The sequence below is a fragment of the Bacillus salipaludis genome (assembly GCF_030938565.1).
GTDB classification, from domain to species: Bacteria; Bacillota; Bacilli; order Bacillales; family Cytobacillaceae; genus Neobacillus; species Neobacillus salipaludis_A.
The window spans coordinates 1,326,838-1,348,612 of record NZ_JAVGVR010000001.1 but is presented as its reverse complement, the minus strand read 5'-3'; the positions used below and the strand labels follow the sequence as shown (position 1 = coordinate 1,348,612).

18 protein-coding genes and 1 pseudogene are annotated in these 21,775 nt (G+C 37.9%); 2 read left to right on the top strand and 17 right to left on the bottom strand.

The window, feature by feature from the left end:
* Positions 1–111: 111 nt before the first annotated feature.
* The 4 genes from RCG21_RS06565 to RCG21_RS06550 form a co-directional block, all read right to left on the bottom strand.
* Positions 112–840 (bottom strand): amino acid ABC transporter ATP-binding protein, encoded by a 729-nt coding sequence (locus tag RCG21_RS06565; RefSeq protein WP_133337565.1) that lies wholly within the window; start codon positions 838–840, stop codon positions 112–114.
* A complete protein-coding gene (locus RCG21_RS06560) occupies positions 837–1,481 on the bottom strand; it encodes an amino acid ABC transporter permease (protein WP_026573918.1) in 645 nt (214 codons plus the stop codon). Before RCG21_RS06560 ends, RCG21_RS06565 begins: the two co-directional genes overlap by 4 nt.
* 55 nt (positions 1,482–1,536) lie before the next feature.
* Positions 1,537–2,307, bottom strand: coding sequence for a transporter substrate-binding domain-containing protein (locus RCG21_RS06555; RefSeq protein WP_133337567.1), 771 nt, complete (start codon positions 2,305–2,307; stop codon positions 1,537–1,539).
* Between the two features lie 519 nt (positions 2,308–2,826).
* A complete protein-coding gene (locus RCG21_RS06550) occupies positions 2,827–3,492 on the bottom strand; it encodes a LysE family transporter (protein ID WP_133337569.1) in 666 nt (221 codons plus the stop codon).
* Between the two features lie 238 nt (positions 3,493–3,730).
* Here RCG21_RS06550 and pdxR point away from each other — a divergent pair, with 238 nt between their 5' ends.
* A complete protein-coding gene (gene pdxR, locus RCG21_RS06545) occupies positions 3,731–5,110 on the top strand; it encodes a MocR-like pyridoxine biosynthesis transcription factor PdxR (protein WP_133337571.1) in 1,380 nt (459 codons plus the stop codon).
* Between the two features lie 329 nt (positions 5,111–5,439).
* On the opposite strand, the gene RCG21_RS06540 is transcribed toward pdxR, so the two are convergent.
* The 13 genes and pseudogenes from RCG21_RS06540 to cax all read right to left on the bottom strand — a co-directional run bounded on the left by RCG21_RS06540 (position 5,440) and on the right by cax (position 20,200).
* Positions 5,440–6,402: a carbohydrate kinase family protein gene (locus tag RCG21_RS06540; RefSeq protein WP_308913009.1), complete on the bottom strand. Its 963-nt coding sequence runs from the start codon at positions 6,400–6,402 to the stop codon at positions 5,440–5,442.
* 75 nt (positions 6,403–6,477) lie between these two features.
* The gene (locus RCG21_RS06535) at positions 6,478–7,437 is read right to left on the bottom strand and encodes an ABC transporter permease (RefSeq protein WP_372512590.1); all 960 of its coding nucleotides are present in this window, start codon (positions 7,435–7,437) and stop codon (positions 6,478–6,480) included.
* A 14-nt stretch (positions 7,438–7,451) separates the two neighbouring features.
* Complete coding sequence (locus tag RCG21_RS06530; protein ID WP_308913008.1) at positions 7,452–9,014, bottom strand: sugar ABC transporter ATP-binding protein; 1,563 nt, start codon at positions 9,012–9,014, stop codon at positions 7,452–7,454.
* A 104-nt stretch (positions 9,015–9,118) separates the two neighbouring features.
* Entirely contained in the window at positions 9,119–10,087 is a 969-nt protein-coding gene (locus tag RCG21_RS06525) for an ABC transporter substrate-binding protein (protein ID WP_308913007.1), read from the bottom strand.
* Between the two features lie 388 nt (positions 10,088–10,475).
* Positions 10,476–11,237, bottom strand: coding sequence for a DeoR/GlpR family DNA-binding transcription regulator (locus tag RCG21_RS06520; RefSeq protein WP_308913006.1), 762 nt, complete (start codon positions 11,235–11,237; stop codon positions 10,476–10,478).
* 425 nt (positions 11,238–11,662) lie between these two features.
* Positions 11,663–13,059, bottom strand: a pseudogene (gene rlmD, locus RCG21_RS06515) (23S rRNA (uracil(1939)-C(5))-methyltransferase RlmD).
* 56 nt (positions 13,060–13,115) lie between these two features.
* On the bottom strand, positions 13,116–13,427 hold the full coding sequence (locus RCG21_RS06510) for a putative quinol monooxygenase (RefSeq protein ID WP_308913005.1): 312 nt from the start codon (positions 13,425–13,427) through the stop codon (positions 13,116–13,118).
* Positions 13,428–13,535: 108 nt separating this feature from the next.
* Positions 13,536–14,270, bottom strand: a complete 735-nt coding sequence (pdaA, locus tag RCG21_RS06505) for a delta-lactam-biosynthetic de-N-acetylase (protein ID WP_235824898.1) — start codon at positions 14,268–14,270, stop codon at positions 13,536–13,538.
* 89 nt (positions 14,271–14,359) lie between these two features.
* Positions 14,360–15,325 carry a nuclease-related domain-containing protein gene (locus tag RCG21_RS06500; protein WP_308913004.1) on the bottom strand — a complete coding sequence of 322 codons (966 nt, stop codon included), beginning with the start codon at positions 15,323–15,325 and terminating at the stop codon, positions 14,360–14,362.
* 279 nt (positions 15,326–15,604) lie between these two features.
* Positions 15,605–17,149 carry a fumarate hydratase gene (locus RCG21_RS06495; RefSeq protein WP_133337645.1) on the bottom strand — a complete coding sequence of 515 codons (1,545 nt, stop codon included), beginning with the start codon at positions 17,147–17,149 and terminating at the stop codon, positions 15,605–15,607.
* A 171-nt stretch (positions 17,150–17,320) separates the two neighbouring features.
* Entirely contained in the window at positions 17,321–17,518 is a 198-nt protein-coding gene (locus RCG21_RS06490) for an SE1561 family protein (protein ID WP_133337591.1), read from the bottom strand.
* Between the two features lie 262 nt (positions 17,519–17,780).
* Entirely contained in the window at positions 17,781–18,548 is a 768-nt protein-coding gene (locus RCG21_RS06485) for a YfkD famly protein (RefSeq protein ID WP_372512748.1), read from the bottom strand.
* Positions 18,549–19,141: 593 nt separating this feature from the next.
* Positions 19,142–20,200, bottom strand: coding sequence for a calcium/proton exchanger (gene cax, locus RCG21_RS06480; RefSeq protein ID WP_133337595.1), 1,059 nt, complete (start codon positions 20,198–20,200; stop codon positions 19,142–19,144).
* Between the two features lie 189 nt (positions 20,201–20,389).
* On the opposite strand from cax, the gene RCG21_RS06475 reads away from it, so the two are divergent.
* On the top strand, positions 20,390–21,568 hold the full coding sequence (locus RCG21_RS06475) for an MFS transporter (protein ID WP_133337597.1): 1,179 nt from the start codon (positions 20,390–20,392) through the stop codon (positions 21,566–21,568).
* The last annotated feature ends 207 nt before the right edge of the window (positions 21,569–21,775 follow it).

Below are 21,775 nucleotides of genomic sequence, written 5' to 3'. Positions count from 1 at the left end.
CTATATGTTCCAGTCGGGCAAATAGTATTGCAGACTTTATATAAAAAAGGGGAACCTCAAAAGTTATTTTACTTTGAGGCTCCCCTTTTTATATTACCCTGTTATTTTTGCTTATAGCACCTTACTTAAGAAAGCCTTCGTTCTTTCATGCTGTGGGTCACCGAATAACTGATTCGGTTCATTTTCTTCTACGATATACCCTCCATCCATGAAGATAACACGATCTCCAACTTCACGGGCAAATCCCATTTCATGTGTAACAACTACCATCGTCATTCCTTCTTTAGCAAGCTGCTTCATAACCTCTAAAACATCCCCGACCATTTCCGGGTCAAGTGCAGAAGTCGGTTCGTCAAAGAGCATGATTTTTGGATTCATTGCCAATGCTCTCGCGATGGCAACCCGCTGTTTTTGTCCACCAGATAGCTCACCTGGATAGCTGTTTGCTTTTTCTTTAAGCCCAACCTTTACAAGTAATTCAAGGGCTGTTTTTTCAGCTTGCGCTTTATCAATAGAAAGAATTTTAATAGGTCCTAAAGTGATATTTTCTAAAACGGTTTTATGAGGAAAAAGATTAAATTGTTGGAATACCATTCCAACCTCTTGTCTTACTTTATTGATATTAATTTTGGGGTCCGTGATATTATGTCCGTTTATGACTACCTCACCACCTGAGATCTCTTCTAGGCGATTTAGGCAGCGAAGGAATGTACTCTTACCTGATCCAGAAGGACCAATTACACATATTACTTCTTTTTCCTGTATTTCTGCATTAATATCTTTTAATACCTCTAGATTCCCGAAGGATTTTCTTAAGTTTTTCACTGTAATAATGCTCATCTAACCTGAATCCTCCTTTCAACAAAATTAGCAAGAAGGGTTAACAAATAAATGATGATAAAGTAAATTACACCTACAGCCAGCCAAATCTTAAATGCTTCAAAAGTTGCTGAAGCCTGAATTTGACCCTGCTGTGTTAAATCTGCAATACCAATAACGGATAATAGGGAAGTGTCTTTTAAACTAATAATGGATTGGTTCGTAATGGTAGGCAGCATTCTTCTGAAAGCCTGAGGCAGGACTACGTAGCGCATGGTTTGCGCTCCAGTAAAACCAATCGATCTAGCTGCTTCAGTTTGTCCCTTATCGATCGATTGAATTCCTGCTCTGATAATTTCTGCAAAATATGCCCCTGCGTTAATGGCAACGGTGATGATACCGGCCGTTGTACTGTTCAAGGAAATCAAATGTAGGGAATTCACTCCAAAATAAATAAAAAATAGCTGTACGATGAATGGTGTTCCTCGAATTGCATCAACATACACCTTAGCAATCCAATTCAAGATTTTAATAGGTGCTAGCCTGAACAAGGCCATCACTAGACCAATTAAAAAACCTAGAATAATGGCAATAACAAATATATAAATTGTGACTTGAAGTCCTTTTAATAATATCGGTAAAGATGCAGTAATTACGTCCACTGTTTCATCCCCTTTCAAGAAGAAAGCGCGCTTTTATGCGCGCCTTTTAACTATATTATTCACCAAGATAAGATTTCACAATTTTATCATATGTTCCATCTTTTTTGAGTTCAGCAAGACCTTTATTAATTTTTTCAATTAAATCCTTGTTTTGGCCTTTCAAAACAGCAATTCCATATTGGTCGCCATTTAATCGGTCACCCACAATTTTCAAACCAAGATCCTTTTGAGCAATAGCGTAAGAGATAACTGGGTAGTCTTCAATAAGTGCATCTGCATTTCCATTAGAAACTTCCTGGAACATTGCAGGGCTGTCGTTAAATTGAACAACTTTAATTCCTAGTTTCGATGTATTATCTTGTGCATATTTCGCACCTGTTGTACCTTTTTTAACAGCAACAGTTTTTCCTTTAAGGTCATTAACTGACTTAATAGTTGAATTATCTTTTTTAACAACAACAGTTAAGCCCGCATCAAAATACGGAGTTGAGAAGTCTACTACCTTTTTTCTTTCATCTGTAATGCTCATGCCAGCAATAGCTACATCAAGCTGGTTAGCTTGCATCGCTGGAATAATTCCGCCAAAATCCATTGGATTAAGTTCAATCTTAAAGCCCTGATTTTTCGCAATTGCATTGATCAAATCAATATCGATACCCTTATAATCATTTCCATCTTTATATTCAAATGGAGGGTAAGTGGTATCCACGCCTATTTTATATACCTTTTCACTATCCGCTTTCTCTCCTGTTGTTTCCTTACTTCCGCAAGCTGCGATAAAGATAGTAAGAATTAAAAATAAACTAAATAAACCAAATTTCTTCACTCAAAGCACCCCTATTTTTTAGATTATTTTTAATAGAATAAATATTACTTTATTAATATATCACAAGTATTAAACTTTATTAAAGTATTAATTTTTGGCATTTAAATTCAGCCTATTTAATAAATATAAAAACTCCTCCATACTGATAAGTTTGCAATGCAAATATGTAATTCTATCAATGTAATATGAATATTAGCAAATAGAAAATTCGGAAAAATCTATTATATTTTTATTTTCCGACATTTTAATTAAATTATTTAAATATAACAAACCTCTTAAAAAAGGACAGTTATACTATAGCAAAGAATTTTCGTTCGGAGTAATTGTTATCCCGCCTTAACAAAAAAATCCCCCAAACTAATTAGAATGAGGGCAAATGAGGGAATAACGACCAAAATCATTTTCATTGATAAATCAAGGCAAAATGTCCCCCCATTTCATTTTTTATTTATTATCTTTTATGATGAAGAAACGCTGATCAGGTATACACCGCGTTGCCTAATTAAGTTTAACGAGTTCTTACTTAGTTATCTTCAACTGTGTACGCGTTGAAAACATCGGATAAATCGTACTGTGAATCAAACTCCATAACATTTCCAGAGCAAAATATGCCATCGCCAAACTCGATAATGTAAAGATCCCGCGCAAAAGCTTCTCTCCAATAAATTTCCGGGACCAAGCGACCAACAAAGATATTCCAACACACCATGCAAAAGCACCAGCAGCAAAACCAACAAACAAAATCACCAGCTTATCCATTAACGGCATGCCTGTAATACGAGCTGCAAATCCTCCGCCAATCCCGCCCCAAAACGCAATTCCAAATGGATTGGCAATTGAAAACACAATCCCCGTCAAAAAATCCCGTTGTTCTTTCGTTCCTGATTGATTCAAATCAATGGGTTTACGAGCGTCCAAAAAGGACATCCATGCCATTCGGAGTAAAAAGGCGGCACCAGCAATCCCCAAAATGATTTGTACTGCCAAAAAGTGAAAAACTAATGCCACACCTGTTAGCCCGACAACAGCCCAGAGCAAATCACCTAGTAAAGCTCCAATCTCCACGGAGAACGCTGGCATAAATCCCCTTTTTAATCCCCTTCGTAACGCTTCTGTGTTAACCGCTCCAGGGGCTGCACTGTAAACAAATCCAAGAACACAAGCCGTTATAATTAAACTAATCATTCAAACAACCCTTTCCATTGCTCACGCATCCACTCGGCAACTTGAATTTCCGCTTGTTCATCTGATTTTTCAAGTTCCGTAACAAATCTTTTGTAATCAAGAATGTACACAATAATCATCCTTTCAACTTTTAAATTAATTTTAATAAAATAAGCTTCCGATAAAAAAATAATATTATACAAACTGACATAAAAAAAGGTACAATAACTAACAAATATACATGTCAGAGGGAATGCAAATGAATAATACCATTTTTACTTTTAAAGATAATTCCCCAAAATACAAACAAATCTACGAGAAATTTAAATCATTTATTGAACAAGGAGACATTTTGGCGAATGAGCAAATGCCCTCCATCCGGGGGCTTGCTGATTCCTTACATGTAAGCCGTAATACAACATTAATGGCATATGAACAACTTGTTGCTGAAGGGTATATTCGTGGAGAGGGCCGAAAAGGGTATTTGGTAAATGAGTTAGAACCCCTAATATCTCAGGACGCATTAATCTCTCATAATAAAAAGCAAACAGAGTCCAAGAAACCTCCGATAGTGAATTTCAGGGCAGATGCCGTTGATCAAACACATTTTCCACTGAAAATTTGGAGAAGAATTGCCAATCAAGTATTAACATCACAGGATAGTTTTCGATATGGAGAACCATTTGGGGAAATAACCTTGCGCGAACAAATCTCCACGTATTTATTCCAATCACGCGGAGTGAAAACAAATGCAAAAGCAATTATTATCGGAAGTAGTACCCAACAAATGCTTGTATACCTTGGACATATATTGAAGGATGAATTCCAGAGTATTATAGTTGAAGACCCTGGTTACGATGGTGCAAGGGAAGCTTTTCAATTCCATCATTTTATGTTTGAAACTTTGCCAGTTTATGAAACAGGAACTGATCTTTCACAATTAGAACAAACGAGGTCACAGTTAATCTATGTAACCCCCTCCCATCAAAGTCCAATAGGAGTCAGCATGTCCATTCAGCAAAGACAAATGCTTATACATTGGGCTAACAAGATGCATGGATATATTATTGAAGATGATTATGATAGTGAATTTCGCTATACGCAACAACCATTTCCAGCACTTGCTTCCATGGATTCAAAAAAAGTCATTTACCTAGGGAATTTCTCAAAATCCTTTCTTCCAGGAATCCGTCTAAGTTATATGGTGCTACCAGAGGAACTTTTAAACCGTTATAAAAATCAATTTCTTCATTTCGAGAGTACCACTTCACTTCTTAGCCAGCTTACAATGGCTAAATTTATGGAGGAGGGAGAATGGAATCGCCATATTAAACGAATGCGTCTTGTTTATAAGCGAAAAATGCAGTACTTAGTTTCAGAATTAAAGGAACATTTCAAACAAAATATATCCATTATTGGGGAGCAGTCTGGATTGTACGTATTAGTTAAGGTACATCTAAATCGTTCAGAAGAATGGTTAATCGAGCGCGCTTCCATTTATGGGGTTAAAGTGTTTCCTACCTCCATCTATTTCATAAAAAATCATTCCAATGAACCAATTATTAAACTTGGGTTCAGTAATCTTACCAATGATGAAATACAACTAGGAGTGAAGCTTTTAAAAGAAGCTTGGCTATAAAAACACCCCTCCGTCGTAAGTCGAGTCTAACGATTGAGGGGCGTTCCAGCTATTTAATTAAATCGATCAACGCACAGCACTCAACATGCGTGGACTATAATTGGCAATACAAATAGATGTTGGTGGGTTTACCATCTCTTTCACTAGAATGGACTATCTTAGCTATAGTTTTTCTGTAACAGCAAATAAATTTTCATACGGATAAAAACTATTTATTTTGAAGCATCTGTTAATGTTACGACTTCCTCTCTTTCCTGTAATTCAGAATAGTTTTAGTACCGACAAAGCCAATCAAAAAGTTGGATAAAAGGCAGCATGTAAAACAGTTACTAATTTTGATTATCCATTAGTTTCTTAACTTCTTCCATGCAAGGCATGCTTAATATCGCACCTTTCCTTGTTGTAACAATTGCTCCAACTGCATTTCCAAATATAATAATTTCTTCCATATCATTCATATTTAAATCAGCAATAGATTTATTTTTTTCTAAATATTTATATAAAACACCACTAAAGAAGCCATCACCCGCACCTGTTGTATCAACTGGATTCACTTTGAAGGATTTAAATTTCCCTACGTTCTCCCCTTTTCGATAAAAACATCCTTCTGCTCCTAAAGTGACAAATATAAGTTCTGTGTTATACTGTTCAACGAGTTGTCTTGTTCCTTTTTCTAAATCTGCCTTTCCAGTAATGAATTCCAACTCTTCCTCCGAAAGCTTTACGATGTTTGCATATTTAAATCCCTCTTTAATCATTTTCTTTGCATGCTCTAGATTCTTCCAAAGCAAAGCCCTTAAATTAGGATCATAGGAAACAACTTTCCCTTGTTCTTTTGCTACTTGGACTGTCTTTAGAGTGGTAGTGGCGGCTGGTTCATTAGTTAGAGAAAGAGATCCAAAATGAAAAATTTTGGTTTGAGCTATAATATTTTCATTAATGTCATCCTCTGTTAACTTGGTATCCGCGCCGGGATTTCGATAAAAGCTGAATGAACGGTCACCATTTTCATTTAAATGAACAAATGCCAGCGTAGTATTTGCATTTTGGGTAAAGGATAATCCTTTGCAGCATATGTTTGTATCTAATAAAACTTGCTTTAAATAATGTCCAAATTGATCATCTCCTACCTTACCAATGAAACAAGTCTTCTTGCCTAATTTGGTTAAGCCCGATAACACATTGGCCGGGGCACCACCAGGATTTCTTTCAAAGACAACTTTACCAGACTGAGAAGAGTTATAAGGAGTTAAATCAATTAATAACTCTCCAAGAGCTACTACATCATACATTTGAACCTCTCCTAAATTCTAGAATTTATTAAGCCAGAAGACTACTCTTCTGGCTTTTTATTTGGAAGTAACTATTTAAGTTCTGCTTCGTAATCTATCAAGAAGCACGGCAATAACAATAACGATCCCTTTTACAACTTGTTGCCAGTAATATTCCACGTTAAGCAAAGTCATTCCATTCGTTAACACAGCCACAATCAAAACCCCAATGATTGTTTCTTGTATACGGCCACGTCCTCCTACAAAACTAGTACCACCTAGTACAACAGCTGCTATCGCATCTAGCTCAAATCCTATTCCTACCATGGGCTGACCTGAGAACAATCGTCCTGCCATCACAACGCCACTAACACCGGCCAATAAGCCACTGATGGAATATACATTAATCAGGGTGCGATTAACTTTAATCCCTGTAAGATGGGCAGCTTCTTCATTACCGCCAATAGCATAAACATGTCGCCCGAACATCGTATACTTTAAAACGATTAACATAATAATATAAACAATCGCCATCACATAGATAGGAGTAGGAATCCCCAGAATGTCACCTGCTCCAATAAACTTGAACTGCTTTGATGCCAAAACTACAGGATATCCTCCGGTTATAACATAAGCCAACCCCCTCAGGTAGGTCATACTTCCAAGCGTCACGATAAAGGAAGGCAACTTAGGTACAGCTGTTAAAAATCCATTAATAGCCCCAGCAACATATCCTACAGCAACTCCTGCTAACATAGCGATAACTGGAGGAGTTCCGGCATTTGATAGTAATACAGATATAACACCGCTCAATGCAAGGGTTGAGCCTACCGATAAATCAATTCCTCCTGTTAATATAACTACAGTCATCCCAGCTGCCAGAATGGCAGTGATTGAACTCTGCTTTAGTACGTTTAAGATATTACTTGAGTCCGTGAAATTCGGGGCAACAACAATCATAACTATGATTAATAAGGCAAGAATTATAACCATGCCCAGCTGATTAAAAATCTGTTTTGACCGTTTCTTGAATGAAACTACGGATGGACTTGACATTTGTAAGTTTGTATTCATTGTTTAACCTCTCCTGTAGCATAGTACATAATTTTTTCTTGTGTAGCTTCATCACGAGATAATTCAGCTCTGAGTTTCCCCTCGTGAATCACTAAAATCCGATCACTAACTCCTAATATTTCTGGTAATTCAGAAGAAATCATCAATACAGCAAGCCCTTGTTTTGCCAATTTACTTATGATTTTATGAATCTCGGTCTTTGCACCTATGTCTACACCACGGGTTGGTTCGTCAAGCAGCAGTATTTTAGGACCAATAGATAACCATTTAGCAATAACAACCTTTTGTTGATTTCCTCCGCTAAGGCCCATAACATTTTGTTCCTTTGATGCCGTTCGTATTCCAAGTTCTTTAATATATCGATCCGCATCACGATTCATTTGCTTATACTGCAATAGTTTAAATTTACGATAGGTTGGCAATTGTGCCATCAGTATATTTTCTTTTACAGATAAATTTGGTAATAACCCCTGTTCCTTCCTGCTCTCAGGAACATGAGCAATGCCAAGTTTTATTGCGTCAATAGGACTTTTTATATGAACCTGCTGGCCATTCAAAATTATTTGGCCCTCAGACAGTTCGGATAGTCCAAAGATTGTTCTTACCAACTCAGTCCGTCCCGCACCGACAAGGCCTGCTAAGCCCACAATTTCACCAGGGTAAATTTTCAGCGATATCCCCTTTACAAACTTCTTATCAGAAACATTTTTTAACTCAAGGGCAGGTTTTTGTCCAGACCTAACAACACTTTCGGTTCTTTCTCTTACAAATAGTTCATTTAACTCTCTTCCTACCATAAGTTTTACTAGATTCTCGGGATTTGTATCCGAAATTGGTCCACTTGTCACCCATTGACCGTCTCTAAGCACTGTAAAGCGATTTGAAATTTTAAAAATCTCATCCATTCGATGAGAGATATAAACAATAGCTACGCCTTTTCTTCTTAATTCTTCAATGATGCCAAAAAGCTTTTCTATTTCTTTATCTGTCAGAGATGCCGTCGGTTCATCCATAATTAAAATCTCAGAATTAAGTGATAAAGCACGAGCAATTTCTACCATTTGTTGTTGGGCCACACTTAAGGTGGAAACATCCGCCCGAGGATCTAAGGAAGATCCTATGGATTTTAAAACTTGGGCTGCATTTTCATAAATATCATTCCATTTTATTAAGCCCAGCCTATTTTTCTTAAATGTTGTCCCCATCATAATATTCTCACCAATGGACAAATTTGGTGAAAGGCTTATTTCTTGGTGAATAACACTGATCCCTTTATTTCTTGCTTCCATTGGATTATTCCAATGTACTTCTTGACTTTTATACTCAATCGTTCCTCCATCAGGCTGATACACTCCAGCCATGATCTTCATTAAAGTAGATTTTCCTGCACCATTCTCCCCCATCAAGGCATGAACTTCCCCTTTATAGAGTTCGATATTAACGTTTTCCAACACCTTGACACCGGAAAATCTCTTCGAAACCGCCTTCATCCTAAGGATGGGTAACTGACTCTCTGGTAGATGACGATTTATGTGTTCTTGTAACTGAAATACTGCCATTAGTGTCACTCCCTTAGTCTCTTTTTAAGCCCTATTTTACTTGGATAAAAATATAGTGCACTTGAAAGAGCACCATATTTTACTTTCACTAGAGGGAAAATTAATTACCAGCCACTATAAGAAGCAATATTATCTTTAGTGATAAATTTAGTTGGAATAAGAACTTTTGAGTCAACTTTCTTTCCATCAATGATTTTTAATGCTAAGGCAACGCCATCAAGAACCATTTGATTCGGGAATTGTGCTGAAGTACCAGCAATGCTTCCGCCTTTTTTCATAGCATCAATTGCAGAAGGCGCACCGTCGACACTTACGACAAAGAAATCATTTTGTCTACTAGCTTGTTGTTGAGCAATTTGTACTCCAACAGCCTCTTCATCATTTATTGTAAATACTGCATCGATTTTCTTGTTTGCTGTTAGTATACCTTCCATTACGGTAAGACCCTTTTCACGATTACCCTCACCATTTTGTTTAGCAACAACCTTGATATCTGGATATTTTTTAATTACTTCGTTAAAGCCTTTAATTCGGTCTGTCACTGCTGAAACAGGAGGTCCGTCAATAATAACAATATTACCTTTTCCATTAAGTTTCTTTACAAGGTACTCGGCGGCTAATTTACCTGCTTGGACGTTATCAGACATAACTACTGTGTTAATGCCGCCTTCTGCAAATCCATCAAGAGCAACAACAGGAATACCGGCTGCTTTTGCCTCACTAATTGCACCGGCAATACCAGCAGAATCAAATGGGCATAATAATATTAAATCAACTTTTTTTGTGATAAAGTCTTCTATTTGTGCAGTTTGTTTAGCAAGATCTTGATCCGCACTTACAGTCGTTACATCAGCATTATACTTAGAAGCAACTTCTTGAGCCCCTTTAGACATCGCTACAAAGTATGGATTACTTAAATTTGGAACTGTTAACCCAATCTTTAGCTTTTTTTCAGTATTAGACTTGTCATTTGCTTTACCTGTATTAGAAGCGCTTTCATTATTGCTGCATGCACCTAAAAAGCATAAAGTTAAAATTAATAATACTATGTTAAAAATTTTAAAGTTTTTCATGGTTTGTAATTCCTCCTAAATATAGTTTTGTTAAAGTAATAGACACTTCTAGCAAAACACAATCCTTTAAAAAAAATCTGTAATACAGTAATATAAAAATGAGTGCTAAAATTAGTATTAATTTTAGATATACTCATGCAGGGTTATGATTTTGGGCTTTTTTCCATTTGGTCGTGGTTGCCCTGAATCGTAACCTTTTTTTGTGATTCTTCATTTTTCTCCCTCAAAGAACAAGTTATTAAAACGATTAAAATCTCTTCTATTATTTTCACAACTCTGTAAGCATCACCTCTTAAAAATGATGTGGATACTTTTTAAAACGTTTTCATTTAAACGCCTTCGCTTTTTGCTTTTATCTGATATTAGATCCTTACCTATCGAGGAAAAGTCAGACTACGCGAACAGAAATTCCTGATTCCTCAATGCGGTTAAGTAAGGTCTTTTGTGCAGCACTATCGGTTATTAAATAATTTATCTCATGAATATCCGCAAACTTCGCAAAGCTTACTTGTCCTATTTTGGTATGATCAGTAATGAGAATAACCTTTTCCGCACAATCAATCATCTTCTTTTTCGTTGATGCCTCAATTAAATTTGGGGTGGTTAAGCCATTTTCTACATCAACGCCATTCGTAGCAATAAACGATTTGTCTACACAAATTTGATTAAAGCTCATTTCAGCCAAAGGACCTACCAACGCTAATGTTTCTAAACGCAGAGAACCACCACATAATAAGACTTCAATTCCAGATACATCCTTTAATTCGTTGGCACATAATATTGAATTGGTAACTACCTGTAAGCTCGAAAAGTTTCTTAGTTCTTGAGCAAGATAATAAGTTGTCGTACCAGAATCGAGCAAGATACTTTCTCCGTTCTTAATAAGCTTAGCCGCTTCCTTCGCAATAGCCCTTTTCTCTTTTTGAAACTGCACTTCTTTATCAATGTAAGTCGGTTCGAAGGTCACACTTTTAAAAAAGACTGCCCCACCATGCGTTCTTTTTAACAATTGTGCTTCCTCTAGTTCCTTTAAGTCCCTACGAATTGTTGATTCAGACAAGTGGAAGTGTTGACTTAATTCTTGTACATCCACTCTAGCATTCTTGTTTAGTAACTCTAATATGGCCGACTTTCTTTCTATACCGTACACAGAATCGTTTCCCTCCAATTCATTTGAAATGGGACACTTGACCGTTTTTTGCTCATTTTTGAGTGAATTTGATTTTTTATGCTCGCTTTTGATTATATGTGTTATTTTACCAACTTACAATATGAATTTCGTAATAATTGTGAAAATTTTAAAATTAATAAAATAAAAAAACTATTGTTTTTCGAAGATTAGAATACGTTAGACTATACTTATTATTTATTAGGGGAACACTTTGACTAAGTAAAACTTAGAAGTAAACACAAGTAAGTGCTTCGAATGTTATTGATTTGAGAGAAATAAAAGTAGTAGTTTTGAAAAGGAAAAATTGAAGTATAAATTCAAAAATAAAACTAAATGGGAAAAAGGAGTTTCTCCATTTAGGGAGTAACTCCTTTTTTGTGGTCCCAAAATTGAATAGAAGCAGCTTACTTGGTTCCTGCTTCTTCTTTTAAAATCATAGCCAAGACGCATTCGACATGTGCCGTATGCGGAAACATATCTACCGGCTGAATATATTTAACTTCGTATTTAGCACTTAATGTGTTAATATCCTTCGCCAATGTCGACGGATTACAGGAAACATAAATCAGCTTTTCCGGTTTCACGTGCAAAATCATTTGCAGCAATTGGTTATCAAGGCCAGTCCTTGGCGGATCCACAACCATAACTTCCGGCTTCCACCCTTTTTTGACCCACTTCGGCAACACTTCTTCTGCTTTACCAGGTACATACTTTGTATTCGTGAATCCGTGGCGTTTGGCGTTTTTCTTTGCATCCTCAATCGATTCTGGAATAATATCCATCCCGCGGACTTCCGCAGCCTGATCTGCCAGCCATAACCCAATTGTACCCACGCCGCAATAAGCATCGACCACTTTTTCCGTACCGGTAAGCCCCGCCGCTTTCTTCACTTCATTATAAAGCTTGACGGTTTGCGTTGGATTCAGCTGAAAAAAGGTTCTTGCTGAGAGTTCGAACTGCAGGTCCCCCAACGTTTCTTGAATGACTTCACTGCCGGCTAACGAAACGGTCTCCTCGCCAAAAATGAGGGAGGTTTTCTGGCCGTTAATGTTTTGTACAATCGACTTCACATTCGGGAGCTTTTTTTGGATTTCCGATATGATAAGCTCCTTTTTAGGAAGTTCCTTTTGTGAAGTGATTAAAACAATTTGGATTTCCCCTGACTGCACACCAACACGCGTGACAATCGTTCGAACGATTCCTTTACGAGATTTTTCATTATAAATCGGAATCTTTAAATCCTCTAAAATTCGTTTCACCTGCGCTGTGGCTTCATTTGTTTGTGAATGCTGGACAGCACATTGGTCAATATCAATTAACTGGTGAGAGTTTAAGCCATATAATCCGGCAAGGACCTTTCCATCTCTCTGCCCTACTTGGAAACTGCTTTTGTTCCGGTATCCCCACGGATCTTCCATGCCGATTGTTTCACGGATGTCCAATTTGTTTACGTCCAGTTTTGTATGGCGTTCAAGCGATTGAATGACAATATCGCGTTTTTCTTTAAGTTGTTGGTCATATCCTAAATGCTGAAGCTGGCAGCCGCCGCATTGATCATATACTGGGCAGAGTGGCTGAACACGATTCGGTGATTTTATGCGGATTTTTTTAATTTTTGCTTCGGCAAATTTCGGATTAATTTTTGTCGCCTCAACAACTACCTCTTCTCCTGCAGCGCCCCCGGTACAAAAACTACCTGTTTTTTAAAATAACCGACACCCTCTCCATTGATGCCCAGCCGTTTTATGGTCAGCGGGAAGGTTTGATTTACTTGTATTTTAATGTTTTGATCTGTTTTCATGTTTTTTCACGATTCCATCCATTTTTATTTTCACCGTATTATAGCATGTTTCCAGATTAATTGTCGGAGATTCCTTTGCCGCCTATGGGTAAAATTTCCGTTGCCTCAATACCAGCAATAAGTGTTTTGGCCCGCTCAATCATTGCTTTTGACTCTTCTAATAATAGTGATCTTTTGTGGGCTTCCGCATTTGTCCAAACCTCTGTAACCCATATTACTTCCGGCTCACTTTTTGATTTATTGACGATATAGATTTCACACTCATCAATACTTTTCATAGCTTCTGCTGCGTTTAACAATATTTGTAATAATTCATCATTTTTCCCCTGGATTGCGGTAAATTTAACATACATACCATATTTATTCATAAGTTCCTCCCTCAAAAATATCTGATATAAGTATGGTCATACATCGTTATATTGAATACAGGTTCTTCATGAAAAAACCGAACTCCTATTGGAATTCGGTATTTGGTCTTATTTTTTATAGTCATCAAGACTTTTGAATTTATACCCTTTGTTTTTTAAATCCTTAATCACTTTTTCTAATGCATCCGCATTATCTTTTGAAACGGTGTGTAAAAGCATGACACAGCCCGGATGAATTTGTTTCATGATATTATCGTACGCATATTGCGCACCTTTTTGCTGATTAACATTCCAATCCACATAAGCGAGTGACCAGAATACATGGGTATATCCCGCTTCTTTGGCAACTTTCATCGTTCTCTCACTAAAGACACCTCTAGGCGGACGTAAATATTTCATTTCTTTTTGACCAGTTAATTCCTTTGTTTTGATCTTAACGGTATCCAGTTCCTCTTTGATTTTCGCATCATTGATGGTTGTCATATCGGGATGATGCCAGGAATGATTGCCGACAATATGACCTTCTTCCACCATTCTTTTGACGAGATCAGGCTGGGAGGTTAGGTAATGACCAGTGACAAAAAATGTTGCTGGTACCTTTTCTTTTTTCAGGACATCGAGAATTTTCGATGTGTAGCCATTTTCATAGCCGTTATCAAAGGTTAGGTATAAGGTCTTTTTTTGAGGATCCCCTTTATAAAAGGCCCCGTACTTGGCAAGAAGTTGATCGTACAGTGCCCCAGCCTCCGGCGGCTGTTCATTCACAGCTTTTTTGAAGCCCCAATGAATCGGTTGATTCGAAACAGCTCCATATGTAACACTTGGAACGAGCATCAACAGCATCCCAAGCATCGGCAAGATCTTTTTCATCCATGTTCCCCCTATTTTGTTTTTTTTAGTGTTTGTTTTAAAAGGGAAAACATAATTGGAACTTATAGGAAGGATTTTGGTTGGTGATAGATACGGCCTTTGTTGGTACCGGAATGCGGGAAATTCAAATGAGAAAATAAGTAAGCTGCGGCTCTTGGCGACGGGAGCTGGAGAAACCAACATAATTCTGCGTTTGTGATAAAGGGCTTGATAAGGAGAAAGAAGTCATTGAGTGCGGAAAGATGAGCATCTATTGAAATGGTATTACACCCAGGGCACCGCCACTTTCTTCCTTTATAGTGCATAGGAAGATATAAACATTTTGGACATAGAACCCCCGGTATTAATTCTCTAGGGCAAATATTGTACATTTGGAGAATATCACTTTGAAGTGGTGTTTGTTTATTCAAAATTTGTTTTTTTATTTTTCCCATTTGTTTTGGATCAAGACAGTCCTTTTTATAAAACTTTTCATATTCAGCAATCTTCATTAAAAGGTTTTCAGATCTGCAAACTTTCTTTTCTGCCTCTATGTATCCAGGGGTAATGTGCAAAGTGGCTTTTGAGTTTGTAAAACAAACAAGATAATCTAAGGGGACGAATGGTAATTGATTTTTTTCAAAAAAATAATTTAATAAAATTTTATGGCGGGCGACTTGAGAAAGAGGATTAGAATATACCCTTTTATTTTCATTTACCTCTTGAGTCAGTTGATGACGCTCCAAAAGAAGCGAACCGGAATAGTTTTTGCTATCAATGATGAGCCCGGATTTTTCGGTATGAAGGAAAGCATCAATTTGGAAAAAGGAATCTCCATGCGGGAGTCGTATGTCGTGGAAAATGTGGTATTTTTTTGTTGGAAGCAAGCTTAAATAGTAGTGCAGGTTCTTTTCTCCTCGGTACCCCGATCTTAGATTTGTTAGTTTTTCTTCAATATCTTGCTTACTTGGATGATTTTTAACTGTTCTTCGCTCAAGGGCCTCATGTTGTGCCAGTAAAATCGGTTTGGTCAGGTCTTTTTCAAACAAAAATATCACTCCTTTGTCTTTTGAATTTAATTTTATCGAAATTTGAGGTATTTTTGCTTTATAAATTAGACAACTTTTTGACTATTTTATTTTATCAACACTTTTTGGGAGGATATCAACAATTTTTGGAATATATCAACACTTTCTGTGCCGATATCAACACTTTTTCAGCATATATCAACACTTTTTAGCAGGATATCAACAATTTCCGCCAAAACCGAGTACTCGGTCCCAATGAAAAAGGGACAAGCGCAAGCGCCCGTCCCCCAAACTACACAATTATTTAAAAACCGGTTCCTTAAACTGAGCCAATTTTTCCAATGAAGACTTATCCACATCAGCATGCAAGCTGTTTCCGTGAGAGTCCATTGTTACAACAGCAGTGAACCCTTCAACACGTAAATGCCACATCGCTTCTGGAATACCAAATTCCATAAGGTCAACGCCTTCAACAGACTTAATACAATCAGCATAATACTGAGCCGCGCCACCGATTGCATTTAAGTACACGCCGCCATGTTCTTCTAATGCTGCCAAAGTTTTTGGACCCATACCGCCTTTACCGATAACAGCACGAATACCGAACTTCTTCATGATATCGCCTTGGTAAGGCTCCTCACGAATACTTGTTGTTGGGCCAGCAGCCTTCACATGCCACTCACCTGCTTCGTCTTTTTGCATAACAGGACCGCAGTGATAAATGACTTGTCCATTTAAATCAACTGGTGCATCGTGATCCATTAAATGTTTGTGAATCGCATCACGGCCTGTGTACATCATTCCCGTAATTTGAACCACGTCACCAACCTTCAAATCGCGAATTTGATCTTCAGTGATTGGTGCTGTTAACGTAATTACGTCTTCAGATTTAGCGGCAGCCGTTTCCTTTTCCGCCTCAGCCTGAGCAAAATCAATGAATTCTCCATCTTGATACATCCACTCATTGATTTCCCCTGTTTCAGGATTTACCGCAACACCCATGCGGCGGAATGCCCAACAGTTATAAGCAACAGAAACATAGAAGCTGGCAGGAATACGGTTCATCACGCCGATTTTACAACCTAGAAGAGTTGCCTCGCCGCCGAAGCCCATTGTACCAATACCAAGTTTATTTGCATTTTCCATTACATACTCTTCTAATTTACGAAGATCTTCGTTCGGATTTACATCTTCAACTGAACGGAATAACTGTTCTTTAGCTAAATCATAGCCAGAAGAACGGTCGCCGCCGATACCAACGCCAATGAAGCCGGCGCTGCAGCCTTGTCCTTGTGCTTGGTAAACAGAATGCATGATGCATTTGCGGATACCGTCAAGGTCACGACCGGCACGGCCTAGGCCTTCAAGTTCGCATGGAAGGCTATATTGAATATTTTTATTTTCACAGCCGCCGCCCTTTAAGATCAAGCGCACATCAATATAATCCTTTTCCCATTGGTCAAACTTGATGACTGGTAATCCTGCACCAAGATTGTCACCACTGTTTTTACCCGTTAAGGAATCAACAGAGTTTGGACGTAATTTTGCTTCTTTTGTTGCTAAAACAATCGCATTGCGAATCGCTTCTTTTAATTCTAGTTGGTTCACCCCAACTGGAGTTTTAATTTTAAAGGTAGGAAGACCTGTATCTTGGCAAATTGGTGAAACTTGATCATCTGCCATTTTAATGTTGTTTGTAATCGTTGCAAGGCTCATTGCCGCACTTGTGCCGGCATTTTCCTGTTCCTTGGCAGCTTTAACTGCACGGCGAACGTCTTTTGGAAGTTTCGTAGAAGTTTCTACAACCAGCTTGTACATGCTTTCTTGAAATTTTTCAATATTCAATTCGAGTACCCCTTTCCCTTTGTCCCACTGATTTATCTTTTTTAATTTTATAACTATTCGACGCACTCCATTATACTCCTATACGCCTAAGAATTAAAGAATAAGCTTGAAATCGGTTACTTGGTATTATGAGGTAAATCGCTTAAAAACCATATAAAAATGAGTCTGCTATTAAACAGACTCATTCGTTTCACGATTATTGAATTCTCGGCATTTTGATTCCATATCATCAAGCATGGAAAGTAAGCGGTCAATATCCTCAAGGTCCGTATCTTCCGGATCAATTGCATCTAATACATCAAGGAACATATTTAATCGTTGTTTTAAAAAGGTCACTTGCAGATTTTTATCTTGTACAGGATTACCCATATATTTTTCTCTCCTTTAATGAACGTTTATATCCCGCATTAACGGGCAGTAAGCCCCCTTTTAAAGACTTAAGTACCCTTTAAAAAATAAGTGGGGCAACTGCCCGTAAAAGCCCGATTGGTTCAACTAACAATCAGTGGGGGATGGAAAACTCCCCCACTGATTGAAGTTTCACCTTATCCTACCGAAAAAAATACAGTTTGGCAATTTTTTATAAAAAAGACCCCTACCGAACCAATCTGTAGGAGTCTCCTGTGCTAAATCAACGTGGGTGTTCAGGTGCTATGAACCCAAAAGATACAAAATCTTGAACCGGAATCCACGCGCCAATGCCCTGAGAGGTAACATTTTTAACAACAATAAACTTTTTATTTCCTTTTAACATGAGATAGACTTCCCCATACGTAACTTTCCCTTTTTCACTTACCCCTGGTGCATAAGCAAATAAATAGCCTAAGCGGTTAGCTGGAATGTTATAAACATGATCATTTTTCGTTCCACCGCCAATAACCGTTTCAAACGCAAGTGGCAGGCGGGTTTTCTCCATCGCCGTGAGCAGCATCATTTTCTTAACCATTTCTGCATCCGGGATTTTAGAGGTCAAACCGCCACGGACGATTTTTTGCGATTCTTGGACATAGTGAATCTTGTAGGGTGCCTTGCCGCCACGATTATCAAAAAAGTTGGTATTGATTTTTTGATACTCCCAATTCGGCGAGGTTTCCGTTGATTCATAGTTCAGCGGCCATTGCCCTAAATAAACGATGGCACGATAGCCAATCGCAAATGGAGTACTATTAATGCTGGACTCATTAAGCATGCGAATCAAATCAGGATTTTGAATCTTGATCTTCGAAGAGTCAATTAATTTCTTTGTCAAATCACTTGGCTGTAAAAGCGGCAAATCCTGTGTCGAATTCGGATAAGTATTTTCCTTTGAGATATTTCGAACAGAGGATGGGACAGTATATTTAACTGCCTCTCTTTTTACCGTAGCTTTTTCAGCAAAAGCAGTTGGCAAAATTGTCATGATTAATAGCATTGACATAAGGACAGGGGCAAATTTTTTCACTAAAAAAACTCCTTTCAACATATCGCATTACACCGTCTGCTCATAGTTTTTTCGGAGTTCCTAAATATTATCCATTTCAAAAAATAATTTCTGGTCAAGCCTCTGAATTCCTGTTAATTTTTGAACGTTTATAAAGAAATGATACAAAAATGTAATAATCAGAACATTTACAAAATTCTATCATTCATTTATAATAAACTTAACCTTTTAATAAAGGAGGGCAGCAATCAATCTGCTAACCAATTATCATTTAAGGAGGTTGGGATCCCCGACTTATATGAATTTTCAACACTCGTGTTTTTTTCAGGTTCGTTCTTAACTAACATGAAGGTTGGTGATTGATGGTCCCATTTAAAAGCGAGATTGATTTTAGCCTAATTTAAAAATGTCACTATAGCACATGAAGTGTGAATTACCCGTACATGAGAATTAAGTAAAAAGAAGACTCTAAGTCATTTGACTTAGAGTCTTTCCTGGCTGGTAAGAAAGTATAAGTGCAACTATGCCTCATGAACCGCCTTTAAGGCTCGCCAATCGGCGAGTTTTCTTTATTAAAGAAGGAAAAATCCAATCCCCAATATCACATAGGCGGCGATTAAGGTCAATCCCTCGAACCAGTTGGATTCCCCATCATTGGAGATCACAACCATTAGCAAAACGGATGAGACCATTGCGATGAGTTCCTGCCAGCTAAATAAGAGCGGCATCGAGGTTTCAAAGAACAGCGAGATAATAACCAGAACAGGAAGAACAAACATCGCAACCTGTAGTGTCGAGCCGATTGCGATTTCTACTGCAATATCCATTTTATTTTTGAAAGCCATTAAAACTGCCGAAGCATGCTCTGCCGCATTTCCGACAATCGCAACGATGATAATTCCAATGAACATCTCTGTCCAGCCAAAGGATTCCGCCACAACCTCAAAGGTATGAACAAGATGTTCAGAGATATAGGCAACCGCAACAGTGGCAATGGCTAAAACGGCAATCGCTTTTCCTTTTCCCCATTCCGGAGCCTCTTCATCATGAACGACATTTTCTGTGTCATGTTGATAAACCCCCCGATGCGTAACGAGCTTGAAAAATAGTGCAGCTAAATAAAGAATAATCAGGATAATCGAAATTCCAACGCTTAATGTTAGTTTTTTGTCTTCATTCATGTTCATTGAAAAAACTTCTGGAATGACAAAAGCAATCATCACTGCGAACATCAAGAGTCCGGAATTATGTCGGGCATCGTAAATATTAAATTCCTGACGTTTGTATTTAAGACCGCCGACAAAAAAGGATAATCCGGCAACCAGGAGCAGATTCCCTAGTACGGAACCCGTTAGCGAGGCAAGAACAATCCCAACAAGGCCGGCCTTTAAAGAAAAGATTGAAATAATTAACTCAACTGCATTACCAAAGGTTGCATTTAAGAGGCCGCCAATTCGTGGCCCGGCCACAATCGCTAAACTTTCAGTGGCTCTGCCCATATAGCTTGCCAGTGCAATAATCGTTAAACAATAAATAATAAATAAAAGGATACTAGACCAATGTAATAGTGTGCCAATAATTGAAAGAGGCACTCCAATAAATGTCAAGAGCATAAATATTTTATTTGTCACGGCGTTCCCTCCAAATTAAATTTTCCCACAATTTCCACTATTCCCCTGTTAAAAACCCCATCAATGAGAATACACTATTTTGCATCTTATTAAAAGTTTGGATTAATTTTTTGCTTGCAAATACTGGATTTTCTCGTTACCATCATTTAGATACGATTATTTCAGATTAGTAAGTAAGAGGTTAATTTTATGCAAAAAAATCATTTTCATTTTTCGATTTTAGTTAGTATTGTTGCCATCTCCGGGTTTTCTCAAGGAATGCTGCTGCCGCTAATTGCAGTCATCTTTGAAAAAAGTGGTGTTTCTTCCTCATTAAACGGACTAAATGCCACAGCACTTTATATTGGAATTCTCCTCGTCTCTCCTTTTATGGAGATGCCATTACGAAAGTATGGTTACAAACCGGTGATTTTAATAGGAGGAGGAATAGTCGTTGCCGCACTCGCCCTTTTTCCCGTTTGGCAATCCTTTTGGTTTTGGTTTGTTTTGCGTTTACTAATTGGAATCGGCGACCATTCGCTCCATTTTGCCACCCAAACCTGGATTACTTCTTCCTCGCCACTTCATAAACGTGGAAGAAACGTTGCCTTGTACGGATTATTTTTCGGAATTGGCTTTGCAGCTGGTCCGCTGATGACCCCATTGGTTAACATAAATAAGTCTCTTCCGTTCATCGTTTCGTCTGTCCTTTGCTTGATTGGCTGGTTCTTTTTATTGGCTCTAAAGAATGAATACCCAGAACCGGATGCAGGAATCAATTCATTGTTAAGAACGATTAAACGGTTCAGCCAAGCATTGAAATATGGCTGGGTTGCCTTTTTACCCCCCTTTTCATATGGTTTCTTAGAATCATCCTTAAACGGCAGTTTTCCCGTATATGCCTTGCGGACGGACATCAATGTAGCCAGTGTCTCCATTGTGTTATCGGGATTTGCCATCGGCAGTATCTTGACCCAACTTCCTTTAGGCATGATAAGTGACCGCTATGGACGAAGAAATGTGTTAATCACCGTTCTATTTTTGGGATTTTTAAGTTTTACTGTCGCAAGCTTCCTAGAGCATTCCTTAATTGGCCTATTTATTTGTTTTCTTTTTTCCGGAATGGCCGTCGGTTCCACGTTCTCTCTCGGGATTAGCTTTATGACAGACCTGGTTCCAAAAAACCTTTTAGCAACAGGAAATTTGTTATGCGGAATCTTTTTCAGCCTGGGAAGCTTAAGCGGCCCAATTATTGGCGGCCTGTTTATCCAATTTTTCCAAAACGTTAATTTCTTCTATATTATTAGTACGATGCTCCTTGTTCTATCCCTGATTATTTATCTTTTTGGAAAAAGAACCGTTCCGATGCTGGAAGGCCAAAAAAATTAAGGAACGAATCTTCCTATATTCACGGAGCAAATTCATATCGGACGCATAGAATATGTGGTAAAATAAAGTAAATTTAGGATATCCTTAAAAATAAGTGTTCGCTGTCATCATTTGATGACAGCTTTCGTGTTTTTTAAGGGTGCTGAGTTTGATTATTCTTCTCAATAAGAAAAGAAGAAAAGCCTCGAGCGAAAATTAACAACCAAG

Bases quoted from the DNA above. Each gene is read 5' to 3' on its own strand.
- RCG21_RS06485 (WP_372512748.1), bottom strand. From the start codon at position 18,548: ATGACAATTTTGCCAACTGCTTTTGCTGAAAAAGCTACGGTAAAAAGA.
- RCG21_RS06510 (WP_308913005.1), bottom strand. From the start codon at position 13,427: ATGAATAAATATGGTATGTATGTTAAATTTACCGCAATCCAGGGGAAA.
- RCG21_RS06490 (WP_133337591.1), bottom strand. From the start codon at position 17,518: ATGGGTAATCCTGTACAAGATAAAAATCTGCAAGTGACCTTTTTAAAA.
- pdxR (WP_133337571.1), top strand. From the start codon at position 3,731: ATGAATAATACCATTTTTACTTTTAAAGATAATTCCCCAAAATACAAA.
- pdaA (WP_235824898.1), bottom strand. From the start codon at position 14,270: ATGCTGTTGATGCTCGTTCCAAGTGTTACATATGGAGCTGTTTCGAAT.
- RCG21_RS06475 (WP_133337597.1), top strand. From the start codon at position 20,390: ATGCAAAAAAATCATTTTCATTTTTCGATTTTAGTTAGTATTGTTGCC.
- RCG21_RS06540 (WP_308913009.1), bottom strand. From the start codon at position 6,402: ATGTATGATGTAGTAGCTCTTGGAGAGTTATTAATTGATTTAACTCCT.
- RCG21_RS06535 (WP_372512590.1), bottom strand. From the start codon at position 7,437: ATGTCAAGTCCATCCGTAGTTTCATTCAAGAAACGGTCAAAACAGATT.
- RCG21_RS06525 (WP_308913007.1), bottom strand. From the start codon at position 10,087: ATGAAAAACTTTAAAATTTTTAACATAGTATTATTAATTTTAACTTTA.
- RCG21_RS06530 (WP_308913008.1), bottom strand. From the start codon at position 9,014: ATGGCAGTATTTCAGTTACAAGAACACATAAATCGTCATCTACCAGAG.
- RCG21_RS06550 (WP_133337569.1), bottom strand. From the start codon at position 3,492: ATGATTAGTTTAATTATAACGGCTTGTGTTCTTGGATTTGTTTACAGT.
- RCG21_RS06565 (WP_133337565.1), bottom strand. From the start codon at position 840: ATGAGCATTATTACAGTGAAAAACTTAAGAAAATCCTTCGGGAATCTA.